Origin of the sequence: Bacteroides ihuae, assembly GCF_900104585.1 — a bacterium.
GTDB classification, from domain to species: domain Bacteria; phylum Bacteroidota; class Bacteroidia; order Bacteroidales; family Bacteroidaceae; genus Bacteroides; species Bacteroides ihuae.
Genome location: NZ_FNVX01000004.1, coordinates 140,827 through 164,069 on the forward strand (window position 1 = coordinate 140,827; position 23,243 = coordinate 164,069).

14 protein-coding genes are annotated in these 23,243 nt (G+C 41.2%); all 14 read left to right on the plus strand.

The window, feature by feature from the left end; all coding sequences use genetic code 11:
* Positions 1–4 precede the first annotated feature (4 nt).
* A complete protein-coding gene (locus tag BQ5338_RS01435; protein ID WP_071145055.1) occupies positions 5–1,810 on the plus strand; it encodes a RagB/SusD family nutrient uptake outer membrane protein in 1,806 nt (601 codons plus the stop codon).
* A 71-nt stretch (positions 1,811–1,881) separates the two neighbouring features.
* Complete coding sequence (locus tag BQ5338_RS01440) at positions 1,882–4,968, plus strand: SusC/RagA family TonB-linked outer membrane protein (protein ID WP_394331125.1); 3,087 nt, start codon at positions 1,882–1,884, stop codon at positions 4,966–4,968.
* Positions 4,969–4,991: 23 nt separating this feature from the next.
* Positions 4,992–6,794 (plus strand): RagB/SusD family nutrient uptake outer membrane protein, encoded by a 1,803-nt coding sequence (locus tag BQ5338_RS01445; RefSeq protein WP_071145057.1) that lies wholly within the window; start codon positions 4,992–4,994, stop codon positions 6,792–6,794.
* An 84-nt stretch (positions 6,795–6,878) separates the two neighbouring features.
* Positions 6,879–8,759, plus strand: coding sequence for an arabinan endo-1,5-alpha-L-arabinosidase (locus BQ5338_RS01450; protein ID WP_078063350.1), 1,881 nt, complete (start codon positions 6,879–6,881; stop codon positions 8,757–8,759).
* 133 nt (positions 8,760–8,892) lie between these two features.
* Positions 8,893–10,032 (plus strand): aldose epimerase family protein, encoded by a 1,140-nt coding sequence (locus BQ5338_RS01455; RefSeq protein ID WP_071145058.1) that lies wholly within the window; start codon positions 8,893–8,895, stop codon positions 10,030–10,032.
* Between the two features lie 26 nt (positions 10,033–10,058).
* The gene (locus BQ5338_RS01460; RefSeq protein WP_071145059.1) at positions 10,059–11,738 is read left to right on the plus strand and encodes a sodium:solute symporter; all 1,680 of its coding nucleotides are present in this window, start codon (positions 10,059–10,061) and stop codon (positions 11,736–11,738) included.
* Positions 11,739–11,761: 23 nt separating this feature from the next.
* On the plus strand, positions 11,762–12,439 hold the full coding sequence (locus BQ5338_RS01465; RefSeq protein ID WP_071145060.1) for an NUDIX hydrolase: 678 nt from the start codon (positions 11,762–11,764) through the stop codon (positions 12,437–12,439).
* Between the two features lie 4 nt (positions 12,440–12,443).
* Positions 12,444–13,127, plus strand: a complete 684-nt coding sequence (locus BQ5338_RS01470) for an L-ribulose-5-phosphate 4-epimerase (protein ID WP_071145816.1) — start codon at positions 12,444–12,446, stop codon at positions 13,125–13,127.
* Positions 13,128–13,163: 36 nt separating this feature from the next.
* Positions 13,164–14,666 carry an L-arabinose isomerase gene (gene araA / locus BQ5338_RS01475; protein WP_071145061.1) on the plus strand — a complete coding sequence of 501 codons (1,503 nt, stop codon included), beginning with the start codon at positions 13,164–13,166 and terminating at the stop codon, positions 14,664–14,666.
* A gap of 6 nt (positions 14,667–14,672) precedes the next feature.
* Entirely contained in the window at positions 14,673–16,343 is a 1,671-nt protein-coding gene (locus tag BQ5338_RS01480) for a ribulokinase (protein ID WP_071145062.1), read from the plus strand.
* A gap of 160 nt (positions 16,344–16,503) precedes the next feature.
* Positions 16,504–18,435, plus strand: coding sequence for a glycoside hydrolase family 97 protein (locus BQ5338_RS01485; RefSeq protein WP_071145063.1), 1,932 nt, complete (start codon positions 16,504–16,506; stop codon positions 18,433–18,435).
* Between the two features lie 28 nt (positions 18,436–18,463).
* A complete protein-coding gene (locus tag BQ5338_RS01490; protein ID WP_071145064.1) occupies positions 18,464–20,005 on the plus strand; it encodes an alpha-N-arabinofuranosidase in 1,542 nt (513 codons plus the stop codon).
* A gap of 68 nt (positions 20,006–20,073) precedes the next feature.
* On the plus strand, positions 20,074–22,083 hold the full coding sequence (locus tag BQ5338_RS01495; RefSeq protein WP_071145065.1) for a transketolase family protein: 2,010 nt from the start codon (positions 20,074–20,076) through the stop codon (positions 22,081–22,083).
* Between the two features lie 40 nt (positions 22,084–22,123).
* On the plus strand, positions 22,124–22,555 hold the full coding sequence (locus BQ5338_RS01500; RefSeq protein WP_071145066.1) for an RpiB/LacA/LacB family sugar-phosphate isomerase: 432 nt from the start codon (positions 22,124–22,126) through the stop codon (positions 22,553–22,555).
* The last annotated feature ends 688 nt before the right edge of the window (positions 22,556–23,243 follow it).

Genomic DNA, 23,243 nt, shown 5'->3' on the forward strand with positions numbered 1-23,243 from the left:
TAGTATGAGAAAAACAATTTTATATGCAACTTTCATTGCACTGTTATCTAGCGCCGCGCTTACTTCTTGCGAAGATATGTTTGGTGGCTTTCTAGATAAACAAGCTAGCAATGAACTCACTGAAGATGAAGTATTCAGTCTGTGGACCAATGCCAAGAAATATCATTTCGACACATATAACTACTTACGCCATGGCGCATGTCGAATAAATAACTCATGGATGGACTCCGCTACTGATCTGGCAGAAACAAGTTATTCCACCGGAGGTACGCGAAATAGTTTCAATATCGGTAACTATTATGCCAGTAGTGGATCTTCCGAATTGATAGACACATGGGAACATTATTTTCAAGGCATTCGTAAATGCAACATGCTGTTAACACGCATTGATGATGTGCCTAAATCAGCCAGTGATTCTGAAGAAAACTATCAAACTGATTTAAAGAATTTCAAAGCAGAAGCACGTTTTATGCGGGCATATTTCAATTGGGAGTTATTCCTCAGATATGGACCACTGCCTATTATTACTGATGTACTTGATCCGGACGGTGATTTACTTAGTGGCTATACTGAGCGGCCAACAAACAAGGTATTTGTGGACTTTTTATTGAAAGAACTCACAGAAAGCGAAGTGGGATTGATGGATAAACCAATGGGAAGTAAAGGAGAACTAACGATAGATAATAACTTAGCCGGACGCATATGCAAACCTATGGCAAGCGCATTGCGCTCCAGAATTATCCTATACATGGCCAGCCCACATTTCCAGCAAGTATACACAGCTGAAGGTAGTACCCCAATTACATGGCAAGATGCTGCAGATGCTGCAAAAAGCTTCATCAATACATATGGCAGTGAATATGGACTTTACTACGGAACAAGTAACAACGACCTTCAACGGTATCAAGAAACGATTTTATTGCCACAGTTCAGTGGTAATAATGAAATCATCTTTTGGCGCAATGACACAAAAGTAGGATGGTCGGCTATTTCTTATGATACGCCTGTAGGCGAAGGCGGAAGTGGGGGCCTTTGTCCGTCTCAAAACTTGGCAGACATGTATGACATGGCAAATGGACTATCTCCTTTCAGTCAATATGACGAAACAGGATCACCTGTTTACAACAGTAACAATCAGCCAACAGTAAATACAGAAAGTGGATATAATGACAGCAAACCTTATGAGAATAGAGACCCTAGATTCTATCGCACGGTGCTGTATCATCAGTCAACATGGAACAATGCACAAATCAATGTTGTGAAAGGAGGAAGAGACAACCCCGTTGGCAATGCCAATGCTACTCCAACCGGATATTACTTTAGAAAATATATTCCTGAAACGATTCTCTCTAGCGATCATTCATTAACAGCATACAGAAACTGGATTTTCATTAGATACGCAGAGATCTTACTGAACTATGCAGAAGCAATGAATGAAGCAAATGGACCTTCGGATGATGTATACAGTGCATTACAACAAATACGCGATCGCGTGGGTATGACTTCCAAGATATCGAATCGTGCAGACTTAAAAACAAAGGATGCATTACGCAACTTTATTCGAAAAGAACGTACCATAGAATTGGCCTTCGAAGACCACCGCGCATGGGATGTACGTCGTTGGAATGTAGCTATTGAGGCTCTTTCTCGTCCTATCTACGGCATAGAGATTACAAATGGAACAGACGGAAGTCCAGTCTACTCCCGCAAAGTAGCCCAGAAACGAGTATTTACAGAAAAGATGTACCTCTATCCTATTCCAGAAACCGAAGAATGGAAAACTGGTATAGATAATAACCCGGGTTGGTAACTTAAAACTCAATGAATATGTTTAGAATCAAATATAAAAACATAGCAGCAGGATTGAATAAAGCATTGTTCATGCTTGCTATAATGCTAATTGCGCAAACATCTTATGCGCAGGAACTGAAAACGTTGACTGGCCGTGTTGTTGATGAAAACAATGATCCTATTGCCGGGGCTGTAATCAACGTCACAGAAGAGAGTCGTATTGCGGTTTCTGGTAGAGATGGCTATTTCAAGTTGAAGAAGGTAAAAGCAGCAGACGAGCTATGCATTACCAGCGTTGGGTACAAATCAACTACTGCGATTGCTGAATTTTCAGATAATCTTAAAATTACTTTGGAACTGGATCTCGACGAGTACGTACATACTACAGCCGTCCCTTTTGGCCGTAAACAAAAAAAGTTTATCACCGAATCAACTTCTGTAGTCTTGGGTTCTGAATTAGAGAAACATCCGGTAACAGTACTTCAGAATGCTTTTACATCTACCCTTACAGGCGTAGAAACGTATGAAGCGCAATCGGAACCTGGATGGTCGGAAACAGCACTCTATATCCGAGGCATACGCACAATGAATGCGAGTGCTCGTTCTCCATTGATAATCGTGGATAATGTAGAGCGTGACCTTTCTTTCCTGGATGCCTACCCTATTGAATCAATTACAATATTGAAAGATGCAGCAGCAGCTTCCATCTATGGTATGCGGGGTGCCAATGGAGTGGTATTGGTTACTACAAAACGTGGTGAAACAGGAAAAACAAAGATTGATTTCACTCAAGAAGTTGGTTTTCAAACTGCCGCAGGTATTCCTGAATCTCAAAATTCGTACAATTATGCGTTGACACGCAATCAAGCACGATATTTAGATGGTTTGCAGCCAGAGTTCTCTGATGAAGATATACAGCACTACTATGAGGTATGTAATGGAACACTAGATCCTTCATTGAAATACAAGTATTTCAATACAAACTGGCACGAAACGATGTTGCGCGATTTAGCACCTCAATACCGTACCAACATATCATTGAGCGGTGGTAACAAGAAGACACGTTACTATGTATCATTCTCATATCTACGCCAAGAAGGTTTGTATGACACCAAATGGACAGAATGGAATGATGACTACTCTACACAACATGTATTAGACAGATACAATCTACGATCTAATGTTGATTTAGATATCAACAAGTTCTTAAGTATTTCCTTAGATCTTGGCGGACGTATAGATAATATTTCTCAACCGGGAATTGACACATGGAATCTATTTACTTGGGGTGCAGGTGAGAACAAGCCTATTTATCCGGTATTTTGTCCGGACGGTAGTTTCTTCATGCCTACTGAAAGTGATAGTAAGAATGGAGCCGCCCAAATAGCAGGGCGTGGAATTGATAAGAATCGTCGCCGTAACTTATATACAAATGTAACTGCAACCGGTAATCTTGATGTCATCACGAAAGGATTAAAAACAAAGTTGACGATTGGATTTGATTCGTATGAAACATTTCAATCTACACAACAAGCTGATATTGATGTATTCTCATACAATTATGGAGATGAGGTAAGTGATCCTTCCGAGTACACATACAAACGTATGCGCACAGGAATAGCACTGCCCAACCCCACCACCAGCCCTAGAGATTATTACTATAACATCAATATGATTGGCGCACTGGAGTATAATCGTACATTCGGGAAACATGCACTTAGTGCTCAAGCATTTGTACGGACATATCAGAACGTAGTTCGTGGTCAGGAATCCTCCAATCGGTACCTTTCCTATAACGCCACAGCCACTTATGTATATGATAACCGTTACATTCTTTCGGGCAATCTCTCACGCATGGGTTGTGATAATTTTGATGAAAGCGAACGATTTGCTACATTCCCCGGTATATCAGCCGGATGGGTGTTATCAGAGGAGTCTTGGCTGAAAAATAAAAATATAAACTTATTAAAACTACGCGCTTCTTACGGTAGAGCAGGACAATCAAATATAGGTGCAAGCCGTTATCCTTATCAAAGCACTTTTTCTGAAGGAGGCAATTATAACTTTGGAACGTCACAAACTGAGTGGAAAGGTGCATACGAATCGACCACCGGGAATAAAAACATCAAATGGGAGCTATCCGATATGGTGAATGTAGGAGTTGATTTTAATATCTGGAATAAAAAGCTATACGGTTCTGTAGATGCTTTCAAAGAATGGAGATCTAACATCTTGGTAACTCGCTCTACCGTACCTTCTCTTTATGGTGCAACAGTGCCTAGTGATTCTTACGGAAAGGCCGAATCAAAAGGGACTGAAATAACATTGGGACATGCAAACAAAATTGGTGATTTTGAATACTACATAGAAGGTATGTTAACTTGGAACACCAACAAAATTACTGAAATGGACGAGTTGGCTCCTGATTATGATTACCAAACCAAAACAGGGCAACGAATTGACAGAAGTCAGTTGTTGCAATGGAAACAATGGGCTAGTGATGAAAGTTTAATGCCCACATCCCACCAAGATGCAATTGATCATCCGGAGAAATATCCCTGGCATGCTGCCGGTGTGTATAAATTAGGAAATGCCATTTTTGAAGATGTGAATGGTGATAGAATTATCAATAGCTACGACAAGAAACCTTCAGGTTATACAAATATTCCTGAATTGATCCCATCAATCAAGCTAGGCTTCGTATGGAAGGGTTTTGATGCACGCGCAATTCTAACAGCCTATCTAAATCGAAGCGTAGGATGCCGTGAAAATATGGACAATGGATTTGGTTGGGGAGGTACTTCCACACACGCTGTTACTCAAACCTGGGGATATTATACAGATGATCCTACAGATTCTCGCAATATCAACGCAAAATACCCAAGACTTTCTACCAGCTTCAGCGATATAGATAGAAATTATCCTTATAATGAATCGACGATCTGGGTAGTAAATGGTGATTTCTTGTCATTGCGCAATATTGAAGTGGGTTATTCATTGCCGCAGAAACTTATTGCAAAAGTAAATATGACCAAGTGTCGTTTTTACTTTAACGGCTATAACTTGTGGACATGGAGTCATCTTCCTGATGGATTTGATCCGGAAAATCCCACCAATTATTTGTGGGCTTATCCTAAAACAAAATCATTCACTGTTGGCGTTAATATCGGATTCTAGTAACATTTAAACAAGATGATAATATGAAGAAAATTTCATTCTATATAACAGCTGCAATGTTCCTTCTTACCGGAACAGCATGTAGTGACTACCTCGACAAGGAGTATGACGCTTCTCTTTCAGAAGAAAAAGTATTTGGTAACCAAGCTCTGACTAGGCAGTTCCTTACGAACATCTATACTAATCTACCGGATGGCATAGCTCCGTTTGCCGACAATCAGTTTACGGGTGCATCTCGCGACTGTATGACGGACAATGCCACATCTTATTGGGGATTACATTATTACAACAAAATAAATTTGGATGCTTATACTGCCTCCGATCATCCTCTTTTAAGTTTTTGGACGACTGATTTTTATGGAATCCGCAAATGCAATGTTTTTCTAAAGAATGCACGTGCATCGGTAGTAGGTAATGCGTCAATGTCTGGAGATGACAACAAATTATATGACCGTTATTGCGCTGAAGCCAAATTGATGCGTGCTATATTCCATTTCGATTTGGTTTGTTGGTTTGGAAATGCTCCCATTGTGGGCGAAGATGAAAGTGGAATTCCTATTGTGTTTGACATGGATAATCAAGCTCAGATGAATATCAGCCGTACCGCAGCAGCAGAGGTATTGGAATGGGTCGCCCAACAATGCGATGAAGTAAAAGACCTATTGCCTTTTCGTTATAGTAATGAAGATATCAATTGGGGACGCGTTAACGGAGCTACCGCTTATGCTTTGAAATCAAGAGCATTACTCTATCGCGCATCAGCACTGAATAATTCAACGAATGACAAGAGCTATTGGACCAATGCCGCCCAGGCTGCAAAAGACTTTATCTCTAAGAATGCGCAACAAACTAAACCCTTTGCGCTATATGCTGATTATCAAAAGTGTTTTTATGAAAATCCTACTTATAATAACGAAATCATACTGGCCCGTTCTGTGTGGAATACTAACACCGTTGATCTACAATTATTGCCTCCCGGATTTACTGGCTCTGTATCAGGTGCCGGGCGTACAAACCCGACTCAAAACTTTGTAGATTGCTTTGAAATGACTAATGGCAAACGTATTGATGAAGCCAACTCCGGTTATAAGGAAGCTGATCCATACGCTAATAGAGATCCACGCTTGGAAGCTACCATCTTTCATCATGGTTCCGTATGGGGGCGAGCCGATCAGGGAGAACAACGTTCCGTGGATGTACACTTCAATTCGGCTACAGACAAAGGAGCCGACTATAGAGAATCAATGGGTGGAACATATACCGGATATTACCAAAAGAAATACGTAAATCCAAACCTTATATTGAAAGATGCAAAAACCTTTCCGCATGCATGGATCATTTTCCGCTATGCCGAAATTCTCTTAAATGCTGCAGAAGCAATTAATGAAGCGGAAGGTCCCTCTCAGGCATATCAATATGTGAACGAAGTACGAACTCGTTCCGGCATGCCCGGATACTCAAACCTGACTCAAGAGAATCTTCGCACCCGCATACGCAATGAACGACGTGTGGAACTGTGTTTTGAAGATCATCGATTCTTTGACTTACGACGATGGAAACTCTATGATGGTGTGACTTCCGCAAATGAATTAAGTAAGCCTCGTTACGAACAACTTCTAAATATGTACGGCATTCAGGTTACTGTTTCAGGAAGTAAACCTCAATATACTTTCACCGGCGCTCCGGGTACGAGTGGAAATGACATGGATCTTCGAGTTTTCAATAATCCGAAAAACTATTATTTCCCAATACCAAGCAGTGAAGTTAAACGTGCACCAAACTTACTACAGAATTCGGGTTGGGAAACTACCGGTTCTGACAACTAGTAGAGAATGATAATAACTATGCCAATGTGTTCAAAATATAAACACATTGGCATAGACTTTTAATAACCAGATACTCTTACAACAATGACAATTTATTCTAAAAAATGGCAATTAATCGGACTTCTATTATGTGTGTGTTGCGGATGTGGCAAATCAGAAGATTTGGGCGATTATGCAACGGTAAGCACTCCATCGATAGAAAACACCACTTCTAACTCTGCAACGCTATCTTGTACCATTACAGATGACGGAAGCAGCACGATTACCGAAAAAGGTTTTTGTTGGAGCAGCTCAAAGCAAAAGCCGACCAAAGAAGACAGTTCAACAAGTGTCTCAACAAGTGATTCAGAGTGGAGTGGAGAAATAACAAATCTTATTTCAAACACAACATATTATGTCAGAGCCTATGTTATTAATAAAACAGGTATAGCCTATTCTTCAAGTACATCATTTACTACGCTTACGAGTTATGCGCCACCCACTTACAAAGATGATTACAGCGCCATGGCAGACTGGAACATGCGTACTTCCTGGAATCTGGCCAATGTACATGATCCGACAGTAGAAAAAGAGGGGGACTACTATTATATGTATACCACGGATGCTTCGTATGGCAATGCTCATGAAGGTCACGGGCACTTCCATTGTCGCCGCTCAAAAGATTTAGTGAACTGGGAATACAAAGGTGCAACGATGTCTGAAGCTCCTGCATGGGTGAAAGATTCGCTCAACAGTATGCGCAGTCGCATGGGATTGGCAGCCATCGATAATCCGATGTATGGATATTGGGCTCCGGTTGTAAGAAAAGTAAGTAGCAGTAAATATAGGATGTATTACAGCATTGTTGTGGACAATTACATAAAAACCGGAAAGGCAAACACAAGCGCCAATTTTGATGGCTCGTGGACTGAAAGGGCTTTCATCGGTATGATGGAAACGGATAATTTAGCAAATAATACATGGACGGACAAAGGGTATGTGATTACTTCATCAACCGACAGACAGCTTGACTGGTCCAGATCTAATGTAAGCGATTGGAGCGCATACTTTAAATGGAATGCTATCGACCCTTCATTTATCGTGACTCCGAATAATGAACAATGGCTTATCTACGGTTCGTGGCACTCAGGCATTGTAGCTGTTCAGCTGGATACCACAACAGGAAAGCCACAAAAGCTGGGTGAACCATGGAACGTAAATGCTCTTGGAGATTATGGTGTTCGCATAGCCACCCGAAGTGCTCAAAGCAGATGGCAAGGGTCTGAAGCACCGGAGATTATCTACAATGAAAATACAGGCTACTATTATCTGTTTTTAGCTTATGATGAACTATCGGTTGCTTACAACACACGCGTATGCCGCTCCCAAAATATCACCGGACCATATTATGGAATGGACGGACAAAATATTAGCAATGGAGCTGAATGTTGGCCTATCCTGACACACCCGTACAAGTTCAACAACCATTCCGGCTGGGTGGGAATCTCACATTGTTGCGTATTCAAAGACGACAACAACAACTGGTATTATTGTTCGCAAGGCAGATTACCCGCCAATACCAACGGCAACGCTTATAGCAATGCAATAATGATGGGGCACGTTCGTTCCATTAAATGGACACAAGATGGTTGGCCGGTTGTGATGCCAGAAAGGTATGCCGCAGTGCCCAAAACAGCGATTGACGAAAGCAATCTGGTAGGTACATGGGAACATATCAATTTAGCTTATAATTATGGTAAGCAACAAACGTCCCAGACTTTAATATTGACAGCGGATAAGAAAGCATCCGGGGCTATCACTGGCAATTGGTCGTACGATGCAAATACAAGTACTCTAACTATTGGCTCACAAAAAGTTCTCATTGAACGCGAATTAAATTGGGAAGCCACAACACGCATACCAACGATTGTATATGCCGGATTGACTTCATCTGGGCAATCTGTTTGGGGTAAAAAAGTAGAATAATATTCTACTTTTTTACCCTTTTAATGTTGCATAACATATTATGAGAATGCCCAACATAAATAATAAGTGTTACTTTTACACCCAAAATAAAATAAGTATCTCGTTTACAGACCTATCACTTAAAACGAAAAACATGAAAAAACAGTTATTATCAATTGGATTTGTTGCATTAACGATGATTTCTTGTAACAATAAGCCGAAAGAAGAGTTGACATTGTCCGGGTTGGATCCTAAAAATTTCCAAACGGAAGTAAACCAAATGCCGGTTAACCTTTATACCTTGAAGAACAAGGCAGGTATGGAGGTGTGCATCACCAATTTTGGTGGACGCATCGTATCTGTTATGGTACCTGATAAAAAAGGTGCAATGAAAGATGTAGTACTTGGTTTCGATAGCATCGCCGACTACATCAATGTACCCAGTGATTTTGGTGCATCTATCGGACGTTATGCCAACCGTATTAAAGACGGTAAAATTGTTATCGACGGAAAAACAATTCAACTACCACAAAACAACTTCGGACATTGCTTGCATGGCGGCCCTAAAGGGTGGCAATATCAGGTATATGAAGCCAAACCTGTTAATGAAACAACCTTAGAGTTGGTACGCAAATCACCGGATGGAGATGAAAACTTCCCCGGAAATGTAACGGCAAAAGTAACCTATACACTAACAGATGATAATGCTATCGACATTAAGTACGAAGCAACAACTGATAAAAAGACGGTTATCAACATGACCAATCACTCCTACTTTAATTTATCCGGTGATGCGCAACAACCAATCACTGATAATCTATTATACGTCAATGCCGATAAGTTCACTCCGGTAGACAGTACTTTCATGACAACAGGAGAAATAGTACCAGTGGCAGAAACTCCTATGGATTTCACCACGCCTAAGACGATCGGAAAAGATATCGACAAATATGACTACAAGCAATTAAAAAATGGCAACGGATACGATCATAACTGGGTGCTGAACACTGCGGGAGACATTAAACAAGTTGCTGCGAAACTAACCTCTCCTACCAGTGGCATTACATTGGAAGTATATACGGACGAACCAGGTATTCAGGTTTACACCGGAAACTTCCTTGATGGAACAGTGAAAGGCAAGAAAGGTATCACGTACAAACAACGCGTAGCAGTATGCCTCGAAACTCAACACTATCCAGACAGTCCTAATAAGCCTGAATGGCCATCAGTTATTTTGGAACCGGGACAAACTTATCACAGTCATTGTATATTCAAATTCAACGTTGAGAAATAATTATAAACTTTAAATAGAATAAAACCGTGGGAACATTAGACTGGATTGTTATAGCGTTATTTTTCGCTGCACTTATAGGTATTATAATCTGGGTAACCAGACAAAAACAAAATAACTCGGAGGATTACTTTCTCGGAGGGCGTGATGCTGGTTGGATCGCAATCGGCGCTTCCATTTTTGCTTCAAATATTGGATCGGAGCACTTAATCGGTCTTGCAGGAGCCGGAGCATCTAGTGGTATGGCCATGGCTCATTGGGAAATACAAGGATGGATGATTCTTATTTTAGGATGGGTATTCGTTCCTTTTTACTCCAGAAGTATGGTGCTCACCATGCCTGAATTCCTTGAGCGTCGTTATAATAGTGAATCACGTACGATACTTTCTATCATATCTCTGGTAAGTTATGTATTGACCAAAGTTGCCGTTACGGTATATGCAGGTGGATTGGTGTTCCAGCAAGTATTCGGAATCAAAGAACTATGGGGAATTGACTTCTTCTGGATTTCGGCAATTGGCCTTGTTCTGTTAACAGCCCTATACACGATATTCGGTGGAATGAAATCAGTGCTCTATACTTCCGTACTTCAAACTCCTATTTTATTAGCCGGTTCCATCATTATTCTGGTACTTGGTTTGAAAGCTGTAGGTGGATGGGACGAAGTTTTAGCAACTTGTGGTGCAACTCCAGTGAATCAATATGGAGATACCATGGTCAATCTAATTCGCAGCAATGGCGACCCGAACTTTCCGTGGCTAGGTGCTTTGATTGGTTCATCTATTATTGGATTCTGGTATTGGTGTACAGACCAGTTCATCGTACAACGTGTACTTTCAGGTAGAAATGAGAAAGAAGCACGTCGTGGATCAATATTTGGAGCCTATTTAAAACTATTGCCTGTATTCTTATTCCTTATTCCGGGCATGATCGCTTTTACCATGTCTCAAAAAGGAATTATGTTAAACGGCGTGCAATATGTGCTTCCTTCTGCTGACGCAGCTTTCCCTTCGCTGGTTGCCAAATTGCTTCCTGCCGGAGTGAAAGGACTTGTTGTCTGCGGTATTCTTGCCGCTTTAATGAGCTCGCTTGCTTCTTTGTTCAATTCTTCAGCAATGCTTTTCACCATCGATTTTTACAAAAGATTTAAGCCAAATACTCCCGAAAAGAAATTAGTAAAAATAGGTCAGATAGCAACAGTAGTAATCGTTATCTTAGGTATCTTATGGATTCCCATTATGAAGAGTATCGGTAATGTGCTTTATAACTACTTACAAGATGTACAGTCTGTATTGGCTCCGGGTATTGCCGCAGCTTTCTTAATGGGTATTACATGGAAACGTACTTCTGCCAAAGGTGGAATGTGGGGACTACTCTCTGGCTTTGCCATTGGTATCACTCGTTTAGGAGCTAAAGTATATTATACTACTATTGGCACAAATGCGGGCGAATCAATGTTTAAGAGTTTGTTCTATGACCTGAACTGGTTATTCTTCTGCGGATGGATGCTACTCTTCTGTATCATTGTCGTAGTAGTAGTCAGCTTATTTACAAAAGCGCCAGACCCTGCACAAATTCAAGGTTTAGTATTTGGATCGTCAACACCCGAACAAAAAGCTGCATCAAGAGCTAGTTGGAACCATTGGGATGTTATCAACACAATTATCATATTAGGCTTTACAGCGGCGTTCTATTGGTACTTCTGGTAATTAAGAACTAACTAAATCTGTTAATGAGCAATTATTATAGTCATCATCCGAAGTTTTATATTTCAGTGGACTGTATCATTTTTGGTTTCAGCAAGGGAGAACTTAACCTCCTCTTGCTGAAACGAAATTTTGAACCGGCGATGGGAGAATGGTCACTAATGGGGGGATTTGTTCAGGAAAATGAAAGTATAGACAGCGCCGCCAAACGAGTACTTCATCAGCTTACCGGTCTTGAGAATGTATATATGGAACAAGTAGGAGCATTTGGTGAAGTTGAACGCGACCCGGGTGAAAGAGTAATATCTGTAGCCTACTACGCATTGATAAACGTAAATGAGTACGATAGAGAATTAGTACAAAAGCATAATGCTTATTGGGCCAATATCAATCAACTTCCTTCTCTCTTCTTTGACCATCCCAAAATGGTGGAACAAGCCAGAGAACGAATGAAATACCAAGCCGGTAATGAGCCTATAGGCTTTAATTTATTGCCGAATTTGTTTACTCTAACTCAGTTACAAGCATTATATGAAGCCATTTACGGAGAAACGCTGGATAAACGCAACTTCCGTAAAAGAGTGGCCGAAATGGATTTCATTGAAAAGACGGATAAAATAGATAAATCAGGATCAAGACGTGGAGCTTTTCTCTATAAATTCAATGGGAAAGCTTATCGGAAAGATCCTAAATTTAAATTATAAGTATATGTTAGAAGCTTTAAAAGAAAAAGTATTCCAAGCCAATCTGGAGTTGGTAAAACATGGATTGGTAATATTTACATGGGGAAATGTATCAGCTATTGATCGTGAAAGCGGATTAGTAGTTATCAAGCCAAGTGGAGTATCTTATGATGATATGAAAGCTGAAGACATGGTGGTGGTAGATCTTGATGGAAAAGTGGTGGAAGGTAAACTTAAGCCATCATCGGATACAGCTACTCACGTGGTTCTTTACAAAGCATTTTCTGAAATTGGTGGAGTAGTACACACGCACTCTACATACGCCACCGCTTGGGCACAGGCGGGCATTGATCTTCCCAACATCGGAACGACTCATGCTGATTACTTTCACGACGCTATTCCTTGCACAGCTGATATGACTGAAGAAGAAGTAAACGGTGCTTATGAATTGGAAACGGGTAATGTGATCGTGAAAAGATTCGAAGGCATCAATCCGGTACATACTCCGGGAGTATTGGTTAAAAATCATGGTCCTTTTTCTTGGGGAAAAGATGCAAATGATGCGGTGCACAATGCTGTTGTAATGGAGCAAGTAGCCAAAATGGCTAGCATCTCTTATACCGTTAATCCTCAATTAACGATGAATCCGCTACTAGTTGAAAAGCACTTCAATCGCAAGCATGGCCCAAACGCTTATTATGGACAGTAATAAATTATAAAATAACAATTTTAAAAGAATACAATTATGGGATTCGAAAATTATGAAGTATGGTTCGTTACCGGAGCACAGCTCTTATACGGAGGCGACGCAGTTATTGCAGTAGATGCACACTCAAACGAGATAGTAAAAGGGCTCAATAGCTCGGGCAATCTGCCTGTCAAAGTAATATATAAAGGTACAGTGAATTCGGCCAGAGAGGTTACAGATACTTTCAAAGCTGCTAACAACGAAGAAAAATGTATCGGTGTGATCACTTGGATGCATACCTTCTCTCCTGCTAAAATGTGGATTCACGGATTGCAAGAGTTGAAAAAACCTTTGTTACACTTTCACACACAGTTCAACAAGGAAATTCCATGGGAAACAATGGATATGGACTTTATGAACTTGAATCAGTCAGCGCATGGCGACCGTGAATTCGGACACATGGTAACTCGCATGCGTAAGAATCGCAAAGTGGTAGTAGGCCATTGGCAGGATGCTGAAGCACAAGCTAAGATTGCTGTATGGATGCGTGTTTCAGCCGGTTGGGCAGATGCACAAGACATGCGTATCATCCGCTTCGGCGACCAAATGAACAACGTGGCAGTAACCGACGGAGATAAGGTAGAAGCAGAATTGCGTCTAGGTTACCACGTAGATTATTATCCGATTGCAAACCTCGTTGCTGTATTAAATAAGGTGACTGATGAAGAAATTCAGGCGTTAGTAGCTACTTACGAAGAAGAATACACCATCACTGAGGCACAGAAGAAAGATGCTCACTTTGTTAATCAGGTAAAAGAGGCTGCTCGTGGAGAAATCGCTCTTCGTCGTTTTCTTTCTGAAAAAGGAGCCAAAGCTTTCACTACAAACTTCGATGATCTTGCCGGAATTGATCAACTACCGGGTCTTGCTTGCCAGCGCTTAATGGCTGAAGGCTATGGCTTTGGTGCAGAAGGTGACTGGAAAACAGCTGCTCTCTTCCGCACCATGTGGTTCATGGGTCAGGGACTTCCTAAAGGATGCTCTTTCCTTGAAGACTACACATTGAACTTTGATGGAGAAAAAAGTGCGATTCTGCAAGCACACATGCTCGAAGTTTGTCCACTCATTGCTGAACACAAACCTAAATTGGAAGTTCATCCATTGGGTATTGGTGGCAAGAACGATCCTGCTCGCTTGGTATTCACCTCTAAACAAGGCGAAGGTGTTGCTGCAACAATTATTGACATGGGCAACCGTTTCCGCCTGATTGTGAATAAGGTTGATTGCATAAAGAGCAAAGAATTGCCTAAACTTCCCGTTGCTTCTTCTTTGTGGATTCCTCAACCAAATTTGGAAGTCGGAGCTGCTGCATGGATCTTGGCAGGTGGTACTCATCACACAAGTTTCTCTTACGACTTAACAGTTGAGTATCTGGAAGATTATGCTGAAATAGCAGGTATTGAGATGGTTGTTATTGATAACAACACTACGATCAGCGAGTTTAAGAAAGAACTTCGCATGAATGAAATCTATTACATGTTAAACAAAGCTCTTTGCTAAATAATTATGGATAAATTCGTTATAGGACTTGATTATGGTAGCGACTCTGCCCGTGCACTTGTAGTAAATGCACTCACGGGAGAGGCGTTAGCCACATCCGTTAAATATTATCCCCGATGGCAAAAAGGATTGTACTGCAATCCTGCCATCAACCAATATCGCCAGCATCCGCAAGATTATATTGATGTATTGGAAGCTACCGTGAAAGAGGCTCTTGCAGCCTGCCCTCAGGGAACTGCCGAGAAGGTGATTGGTATTGCTTTTGATACGACAGGAAGTACTCCTGCTTTTACAGATGCCACAGGTACTCCGTTAGCACTGCTACCAGAGTTTACGGAAAACCCAAATGCAATGTTTGTGTTGTGGAAAGACCATACTGCCATTAAAGAAGCAGCCGAGGTGAACAAACTTTGCGCAAATTGGAAAATTGACTATTCGGCTTACGAAGGGGGAATTTATTCTTCTGAATGGTTTTGGGCCAAAGCTCTCCACGTTCTCCGTCAGGATGAAAGTGTAAGAGCCAAAGCTTACTCCATCGTAGAATATTGCGAATGGTTGCCTGCTTTGATTACCGGGGTAACTAAAAGTGATGACATTGTTCGCAGCCGTTGTGCATGCGGACACAAAGCGATGTGGCACGAGAAATGGGGAGGACTTCCAAGTGAAGAATTCCTAACCGCACTCGATCCATTGTTGGCAGGTTTCAGAGCACGCTTGTTCGACAAAACTGAAACAGCAGACAAACCTGTAGGAAAGTTGAACGCAGAGTGGGCCAAGCGTTTAGGACTAACTACTGATGTAGTAGTAGCCGGTGGAGCATTCGACTGCCACATGGGCGCCGTGGGTGCGGGAGTTACTCCACACACCTTCGTACGTGTCATCGGAACTTCTACTTGCGACATCATGGTTGCTTCGTATGAAGAGATTGGCGAGAAACTAATCAAAGGTATTTGCGGACAAGTAGACGGATCGGTTATACCGGGCATGATTGGACTGGAAGCCGGACAATCAGCCTTTGGAGATATTTATGCATGGTTCAAACAGGTACTTGAGTTCCCTTTGAAAAATATCATTGGAGAAAGTACGTTGATTGATGAGGCTACAAAAGCTAAATTGATAGACGAAGCTTGCAACAGCATTATCCCTGCACTGACCAAAGAAGCAGAAAAAATTCCGGTGAGTGAAAGTAGTATCATAGCAACCGATTGGATGAATGGCAGACGTACTCCGGACGCCAACCAGTTATTGAAAGGTACAATTACCGGTTTATCTCTGGCTAGCTCGGCACCACGTATCTTCCGCGCATTGGTTGAAGCAACAGCTTTTGGTTCAAAAGCCATTGTCAACCGCTTTAGGAATGAAGGTGTACGGATTGATAGTGTTATTGGAATCGGTGGTATTGCGCTTAAATCTCCATTTGTAATGCAAACACTTAGTGATGTGCTTAACATGCCTATCAAGGTTTGTAAAACAGATCAAGCTTGCGCTCTTGGTGCAGCAATGTTTGCTGCTACAGCTGCAGGAGAATATAGCAAGATAGAAGACGCCCAAAATGCCATGTCATCCGGATTTGCTTTTGAATATTCTCCAATAGCAGAGAATGCAAAAGCCTATCAGGATATTTATGAAAAGTACATTAAAGTAGGACAGTTCACAGAAAAAGAACTCTTTTCATAAACACAACTCAGATAAGAATGCTAGGCGGAGCGTCTATTAAACTCCGCCTAGCATTTACCTTTCTTTATCATTTCAGTTTAACCTATATCGCATTATTTGCTAGTAATAACCTACACAAGCTATATTATTCAGCTAATTTATACATGATAACTATAACACCATGAGAAAAATTCTATTAACCGTATTAGCCATTATCCCACTTTTATTGCAAGCGCAGGAAGTTCAAGGACCTAACGGCTCCTTAAAAGTACGGCTAACATTATCTGACGGAAAGGTATCCTACTCCGTAACATACAACAACAATACAGTTCTTGAACAATCCCCTTTGGGACTTGAAACCAGCATTGGAAGTTTTTCTACAGCATTAAAGATATGTAAAGAATCAACTCGCTTCATTGATGATACTTATTCTTTATCACATGCAAAGACAAGTCGTGTGCATTATAAAGCCAATGAATTGGTTTGCAGCTATCTCAATGCCAACAATGACACTTTACAGATCATCTTTCGGGTGAGCAACAACGATATTTCACAAGCCTATCGAATCGCTTCCGCTAAACGTTCACATTGCACCATCGACCATGAAGTTACCGGATTCGACTTTCCGGTAAAAACGACCACTTTCATCACTCCACAAGCACCTGCAGGAGCAGGATGGGAGAAAACAAAACCCAGTTACGAAGAAGAATATACCATTGAGGAGCCAATAGGCACTCTGTCAAAATATAATTTAGGATACACCTTCCCTGCCCTCTTCCACTTGGAAAATAGCCATTGGGTGCTACTCTCGGAAACGGGAGTAAGTAGTCGTTATGTAGGGACTCGTTTGAGCGATGGCACTAAAGACGGATTATATAGCATTGCTTTCCCTGATAAAAAAGAGAACGATGGATTGGGTGACAATAGCGTTACTGCAAGTCTTCCTCTACTCACGTCATGGAAGACTATCACCGTGGGAGAAACGCTCAAACCAATAGTGGAGACTACTTCTGCTTACGACGTAGTAAAACCAATATACGAACCTTCACAAGTATACAAACCGGGACGCAGCACTTGGAGTTGGATATTATGGCAAGATGTGAGTTGCAATTATCAGGATCAAAAGACATTTATTGACTTGGCTGCAAATATGGGCTATGAATACATTTTGATTGATGCATTGTGGGACAAACAGATTGGATATGAAAATATGCCCTCACTAATTGCATATGCACAATCAAAAGGAGTGGATGTGATTCTGTGGTACAACTCTAATGGTACATGGAATGATGCACCACAAGGACCAAAACACAGAATGGACGCAGCCCCTGCTCGCCAGAAAGAAATGGAGTGGATGAAGTCCTTGGGCGTAAAAGGGATCAAGGTAGATTTCTTTGGAGGGGATAAACAGATAACGATGAAACTCTATGAAGACATTCTGACTGATGCTAACAAATATGGTATCTTCGTCAACTTTCACGGCACAACCTTGCCAAGAGGTTGGGAACGAATGTATCCGAACCACATGAGTAGTGAAGCGGCCTTAGTTTCAGAGAATATGGTTTTCAACCAATATCACACAGATAAAGAGGCCTATTCTGCCACCATGCTACCTTTTACCCGTAATGCGGTTTCAGCAATGGACTTTGGTCCGGTATTCTTTAATAAACGCTTCTCTAAAGATCAGACTAACGGTACGATAAGAAAAACAACCGACGCTTTTGAAGTAGCAAGTTCTGTCATTTACCAATCACCCATTCAGCATTTTGGCATCACTCCGAATAACTTAACCGAACAACCGGACTATGTACTGGATTTTATGAAGAAAGTACCAACGGTATGGGATGAAACTCGTTTCGTAGACGGCTATCCGGGTAAATACTGCGTAATCGCACGCCGATATGGAGACAGGTGGTATATCGCCGCGGCAAATGCAAATGAACAACCGAAACAATTGGTATTGTCTCTGCCTTGGCTTATGGGCAAAGAATTAACGCTCATTTATGATAAGGCAGATCGCACTGCCGGACTACAAACCTCCAAAGTAGATAAAAAGGGTAATCTAAAAGTAGAGTTACAAAGACAAGGCGGTTGCGTAATTTATATGAAATAAAACCTACTAACTAAATAATATAAGAAACATGAAGAAAAAAATTCTAGTCAGTACGCTATTAATAGCTTGCATGTCTCTATCAGCACAGAAGAGTGCCACAGTAAAAATTTATCCGGAACAAGGAAAGCAAATTATTCCAAAAGAAATCTACGGGCAATTTGCCGAACACCTCGGTTCATGCATTTATGGTGGACTTTGGGTGGGCGAAAAATCGGATATTCCTAACACTCAAGGTTATCGTACCGATGTGCTAAATGCACTAAAAGAATTGAAAGTACCTGTTCTACGTTGGCCGGGTGGATGCTTTGCCGATGAATATCACTGGACGGATGGAATCGGCCCGAAAGAAAATCGTCCTAAAATGGTCAATAACAACTGGGGAGGTACCATAGAAGACAATAGCTTCGGTACACACGAGTTTTTAAACCTTTGTGAATTAATAGGATGCGAACCTTACATCAGCGGAAACGTGGGTAGTGGTAGCGTGGAAGAATTAGCTAAGTGGGTAGAATACATGACTTCCGATGGAGATTCTCCTATGGCCAATCTACGCCGCAAGAACGGACGCGACAAAGCTTGGAAAGTAAAATTCCTTGGAGTGGGCAACGAAAGCTGGGGATGCGGCGGAAGCATGAGACCAGAATATTATGCTGACTTATATCGTCGCTATTCTACTTATTGCCGTAACTATGATGATAACCACCTATATAAAATAGCTAGCGGTGCCAGTGATTATGATTTCAACTGGACAGAAACTTTAATGAAAAACATAGGTGCCCGCATGAATGGTCTCTCTCTTCATTATTACACAGTCACAGGATGGAATGGTAGCAAAGGTTCAGCCACTAAGTTCAGCAAAGACGATTATTACTGGACTATGGGTAAATGTCTGGAAATTGAAGATGTAATTAAGAAGCATATCAATATCATGGATAAATATGATCCAAAGAAAAATGTCGGATTACTGGTTGACGAATGGGGAACTTGGTGGGACGAAGAGCCGGGAACAACTCGCGGACATCTTTATCAACAAAACTCTATGCGCGATGCATTTGTTGCTTCACTGACTTTAGATGTGTTTCATAAATACACCGACCGCATACAAATGGCAAATATTGCACAGATCGTAAACGTATTACAATCCATGATTCTGACTAAGGGCAAAGAAATGGTGTTAACTCCAACGTACTATGTATTCGATATGTACAAAGTTCATCAAAACGCAACATATCTCCCACTTGATCTGATCTGTGATAAAGTGAACGTAAGAGATAATCGTACAGTTCCTTTGGTTAGCGCCACAGCATCAAAAGACAAAGAAGGAGTAATCCATGTTTCTCTCTCTAATGTGGATGCTGATAACACAGAAGATATATCTATCGACATCTCTCAGTTCAAGATTAGTGGGGTAAGCGGCCAGATATTAACTTCTACCGACATCACAGACTACAACTCTTTTGAAAGACCGAATGTAGTAAATCTAAAAGATTTCAAAGGAGCTAAAGTTAGTAAAGGTTTACTAAAAGTAGAACTTCCCGCTAAGTCGATTGTTACCTTAACAATAAAATAATTTCCATCTAGCGAAAGATAAATTATAGTAAACGATTATCTTTGCAGAAACACTTAACTTTGTATAGTATGAATGATAATGAACTCATGACTTTAGCCGCTGATAATATTCGTATATTGGCAGCTTCAATGGTTGAAAAAGCAAATTCAGGACACCCGGGTGGTGCTATGGGAGGTGCAGACTTTATAAATGTACTCTTCTCTGAGTTTTTAGTATATGACCCCAAGAACCCTAAATGGGAAGGACGAGACCGCTTCTTTCTTGATCCGGGACACATGTCGCCGATGTTGTATTCTACATTAGCTCTAACCGGTAAATATACCATGGATGAATTGGCACAGTTCCGCCAATGGGGAAGCCCTACTCCCGGACATCCTGAAGTAGACATCATGCGTGGAGTAGAAAACACTTCCGGCCCGTTGGGACAAGGACACACGTATGCAGTTGGTGCTGCTATTGCTGCTAAATTCCTCAAAGCACGCTTTGGTGAAGTGATGAACCAAACGATTTACTCTTATATTTCCGACGGAGGAGTACAAGAGGAAATCTCTCAGGGTTCCGGACGTATTGCCGGCCATCTAGGGCTGGACAACCTGATCATGTTCTACGATTCTAACGGCATTCAGCTTTCCAGTACCACCAAAGAGGTAACTAGCGAAGATGTAGCGATGAAGTATGAAGCGTGGAAATGGAAAGTCATTATCATTAACGGTAATGATCCCGATGCCATCCGCAAAGCATTAATCGAAGCTCAGGCTGTAAAAATGCAACCAACCCTTATCATTGGTAAAACAACCATGGGAAAAGGCGCACGCAAAGCTGATGGCTCTAGCTATGAGGACAACTGCGAAACACACGGTGCACCATTAGGTGGCAATGCTTATAAAAATACAGTTAAGAATTTAAGTGGTAATCCTGAAGAACCATTCAAAATATTCCCTGAAGTTGCTGCTTTATATGCTAAACGTGCTGAAGAACTAGCTACCATTGTAGCTGCAAGATATGCTGCAAAAGCTGAATGGGCAAAAGCAAAACCTGAATTGGCTGCTAAAATGGAGCAATTCTTCAAAGGTGAAGCTCCTAAAGTGAACTGGGATGCTATTGTACAAAAAGCAGGATCGGCTACTCGTGCAGCTTCTGCTACCGTACTAGCTACATTAGCGGGTGAAGTAGAAAATATGGTTGTAACTTCGGCCGACCTTTCTAACTCCGACAAAACAGACGGATTCTTAAAAAAGACACATGCGTTTAGCAAAGAAGACTTTAGCGGTTCTTTCTTGCAGGCTGGTGTATCCGAATTAACCATGGCTTGCATTTCCATTGGTATGGCTCTGCACGGAGGTGTGATTCCGGCTTGTGCTACTTTCTTCGTATTCTCAGACTACATGAAGCCAGCCATCCGTATGGCAGCCTTAATGGAACAACCCGTTAAGTTCGTTTGGACTCACGATGCTTTCCGCGTAGGCGAAGACGGACCTACTCACGAACCGGTAGAACAAGAGGCACAAATACGTTTGATGGAGAAACTGAAAAATCACAAAGGACATAATTCGATGTTGGTATTGCGTCCCGCTGATGCAGAAGAGACTACTCAAGCATGGAAGTTGGCTATGGAAAATACCACTACCCCATCGGCTTTGATTTTCTCTCGCCAAAATATCGCAAACCTGCCTGCAGGTAACGATTACACTCAAGCTAACAAAGGTGCTTACATCGTAGCCGGATCTGAGAATAATCCGGATGTTATCTTGGTTGCTTCAGGTTCTGAAGTATCTACACTTGTGGCCGGTGCTGAGTTGCTTCGTAAGGATGGTGTGAAACTCCGTATCGTATCGGCACCTTCAGAAGGATTATTCCGTAGTCAGAGCAAAGAATATCAAGAATCTATTATTCCTTCAGGCGCCAAAGTATTCGGTCTGACAGCCGGATTACCTGTCAACTTGCAAGGGTTGGTCGGAGCAAACGGTAAGGTTTTCGGTTTAGAATCATTCGGTTTCTCTGCTCCGTACACAGTACTGGACGAGAAGTTGGGCTTCACTGCCGAGAACGTATATAAGCAAGTAAAAGAAATGCTATAATAAAAATAAAATAAACACCCCTTCATAAATCTACGAAAGAATGAAAACAATAGGAATTTGTTCCGATCATGCAGGTTTCGAGTTGAAACAGTTTGTAAAGAGTTGGCTAGAGGCTAAAGGATGGCCCTATAAAGACTACGGAACATATACAGCAGAAAGTTGTGATTACGCCGATTTTGCCCATCCACTAGCTTATGCCATTGAAGCAGAAGAATGCTACCCGGGCATTGCGATATGTGGTAGCGGAAACGGCATTAATATCACACTAAACAAGCATCAGGGCATTCGTGCCGCCCTTTGTTGGATTCCGGAAATAGCAGAACTTGCTCGTCGGCACAATAATGCGAACATACTGGTCATGCCGGGACGTTTCATTACTACTGACGAAGCTGATGTTATCATGACCACATTCTTTGCTGCAGAATTTGAAGGAGGCCGTCATCAAAGACGAATTGATAAAATTCCTCTTTAATATTTTAGGGTAAATGCTTGACTTAAGCAATGTAATGTTGTATCTTTGTTAGCATAATCATAAAGTATATTCAGATTAAAATACGGTAAAAGGAAGAAGTTTCGACTTCTTCCTTTTTTTTGTTTTGCGCCGTGCTATTTATCCTCAAAAACGCCTCAGATTGCTCAAAAGAAAGGTTCAGATGAGCCAACTGCACGGTTCTCTTCAGTCAAAAGACGGTTTCTCTTCACTAATATGCTTATGCGTCATCGGAATAACTCTTATATGAAAAATAAAAGTTTCTCTTTGTTACCTCCTAAACTCCTATATGTTCTTAGAAATTTCAGATAGCGTTAATAATCAATAAACTTGCTATTGACAAGAATGAGCTCAAAAGGTAAGTACTTAGGTTCTTTAAAATAGTATACCAATAGATCTGGGGATTAATATGCTGTCGATAATCGCTAGCGCCGCTATTAATTGTTATGTTCAAATATCCGGCGTCTCCAACAAGTTTTATTTCTATAGAGAGTTACTGAAGCTATTCGAGTAACCACCAAAAGATTACCAAAATCAGACGTCTCTCTTATATAGGTCACTTGAGAAGAATACTGATCATAAATTCTGCACTCTTATTAGGTATCATGTCTTGAAGTTTCCATCTCATGTTAGTATAAAAATAGTTAACACCAATGAAATATATCACAAA

What these genes read in the sequence shown, in the direction of transcription:
- BQ5338_RS01435 (WP_071145055.1), top strand. Translation starts at nt 5, where the DNA reads ATGAGAAAAACAATTTTATATGCAACTTTCATTGCACTGTTATCTAGC.
- BQ5338_RS01440 (WP_394331125.1), top strand. Translation starts at nt 1,882, where the DNA reads ATGCTTGCTATAATGCTAATTGCGCAAACATCTTATGCGCAGGAACTG.
- BQ5338_RS01445 (WP_071145057.1), top strand. Translation starts at nt 4,992, where the DNA reads ATGAAGAAAATTTCATTCTATATAACAGCTGCAATGTTCCTTCTTACC.
- BQ5338_RS01450 (WP_078063350.1), top strand. Translation starts at nt 6,879, where the DNA reads ATGACAATTTATTCTAAAAAATGGCAATTAATCGGACTTCTATTATGT.
- BQ5338_RS01455 (WP_071145058.1), top strand. Translation starts at nt 8,893, where the DNA reads ATGAAAAAACAGTTATTATCAATTGGATTTGTTGCATTAACGATGATT.
- BQ5338_RS01465 (WP_071145060.1), top strand. Translation starts at nt 11,762, where the DNA reads ATGAGCAATTATTATAGTCATCATCCGAAGTTTTATATTTCAGTGGAC.
- BQ5338_RS01470 (WP_071145816.1), top strand. Translation starts at nt 12,444, where the DNA reads ATGTTAGAAGCTTTAAAAGAAAAAGTATTCCAAGCCAATCTGGAGTTG.
- araA (WP_071145061.1), top strand. Translation starts at nt 13,164, where the DNA reads ATGGGATTCGAAAATTATGAAGTATGGTTCGTTACCGGAGCACAGCTC.
- BQ5338_RS01480 (WP_071145062.1), top strand. Translation starts at nt 14,673, where the DNA reads ATGGATAAATTCGTTATAGGACTTGATTATGGTAGCGACTCTGCCCGT.
- BQ5338_RS01485 (WP_071145063.1), top strand. Translation starts at nt 16,504, where the DNA reads ATGAGAAAAATTCTATTAACCGTATTAGCCATTATCCCACTTTTATTG.
- BQ5338_RS01490 (WP_071145064.1), top strand. Translation starts at nt 18,464, where the DNA reads ATGAAGAAAAAAATTCTAGTCAGTACGCTATTAATAGCTTGCATGTCT.
- BQ5338_RS01495 (WP_071145065.1), top strand. Translation starts at nt 20,074, where the DNA reads ATGAATGATAATGAACTCATGACTTTAGCCGCTGATAATATTCGTATA.
- BQ5338_RS01500 (WP_071145066.1), top strand. Translation starts at nt 22,124, where the DNA reads ATGAAAACAATAGGAATTTGTTCCGATCATGCAGGTTTCGAGTTGAAA.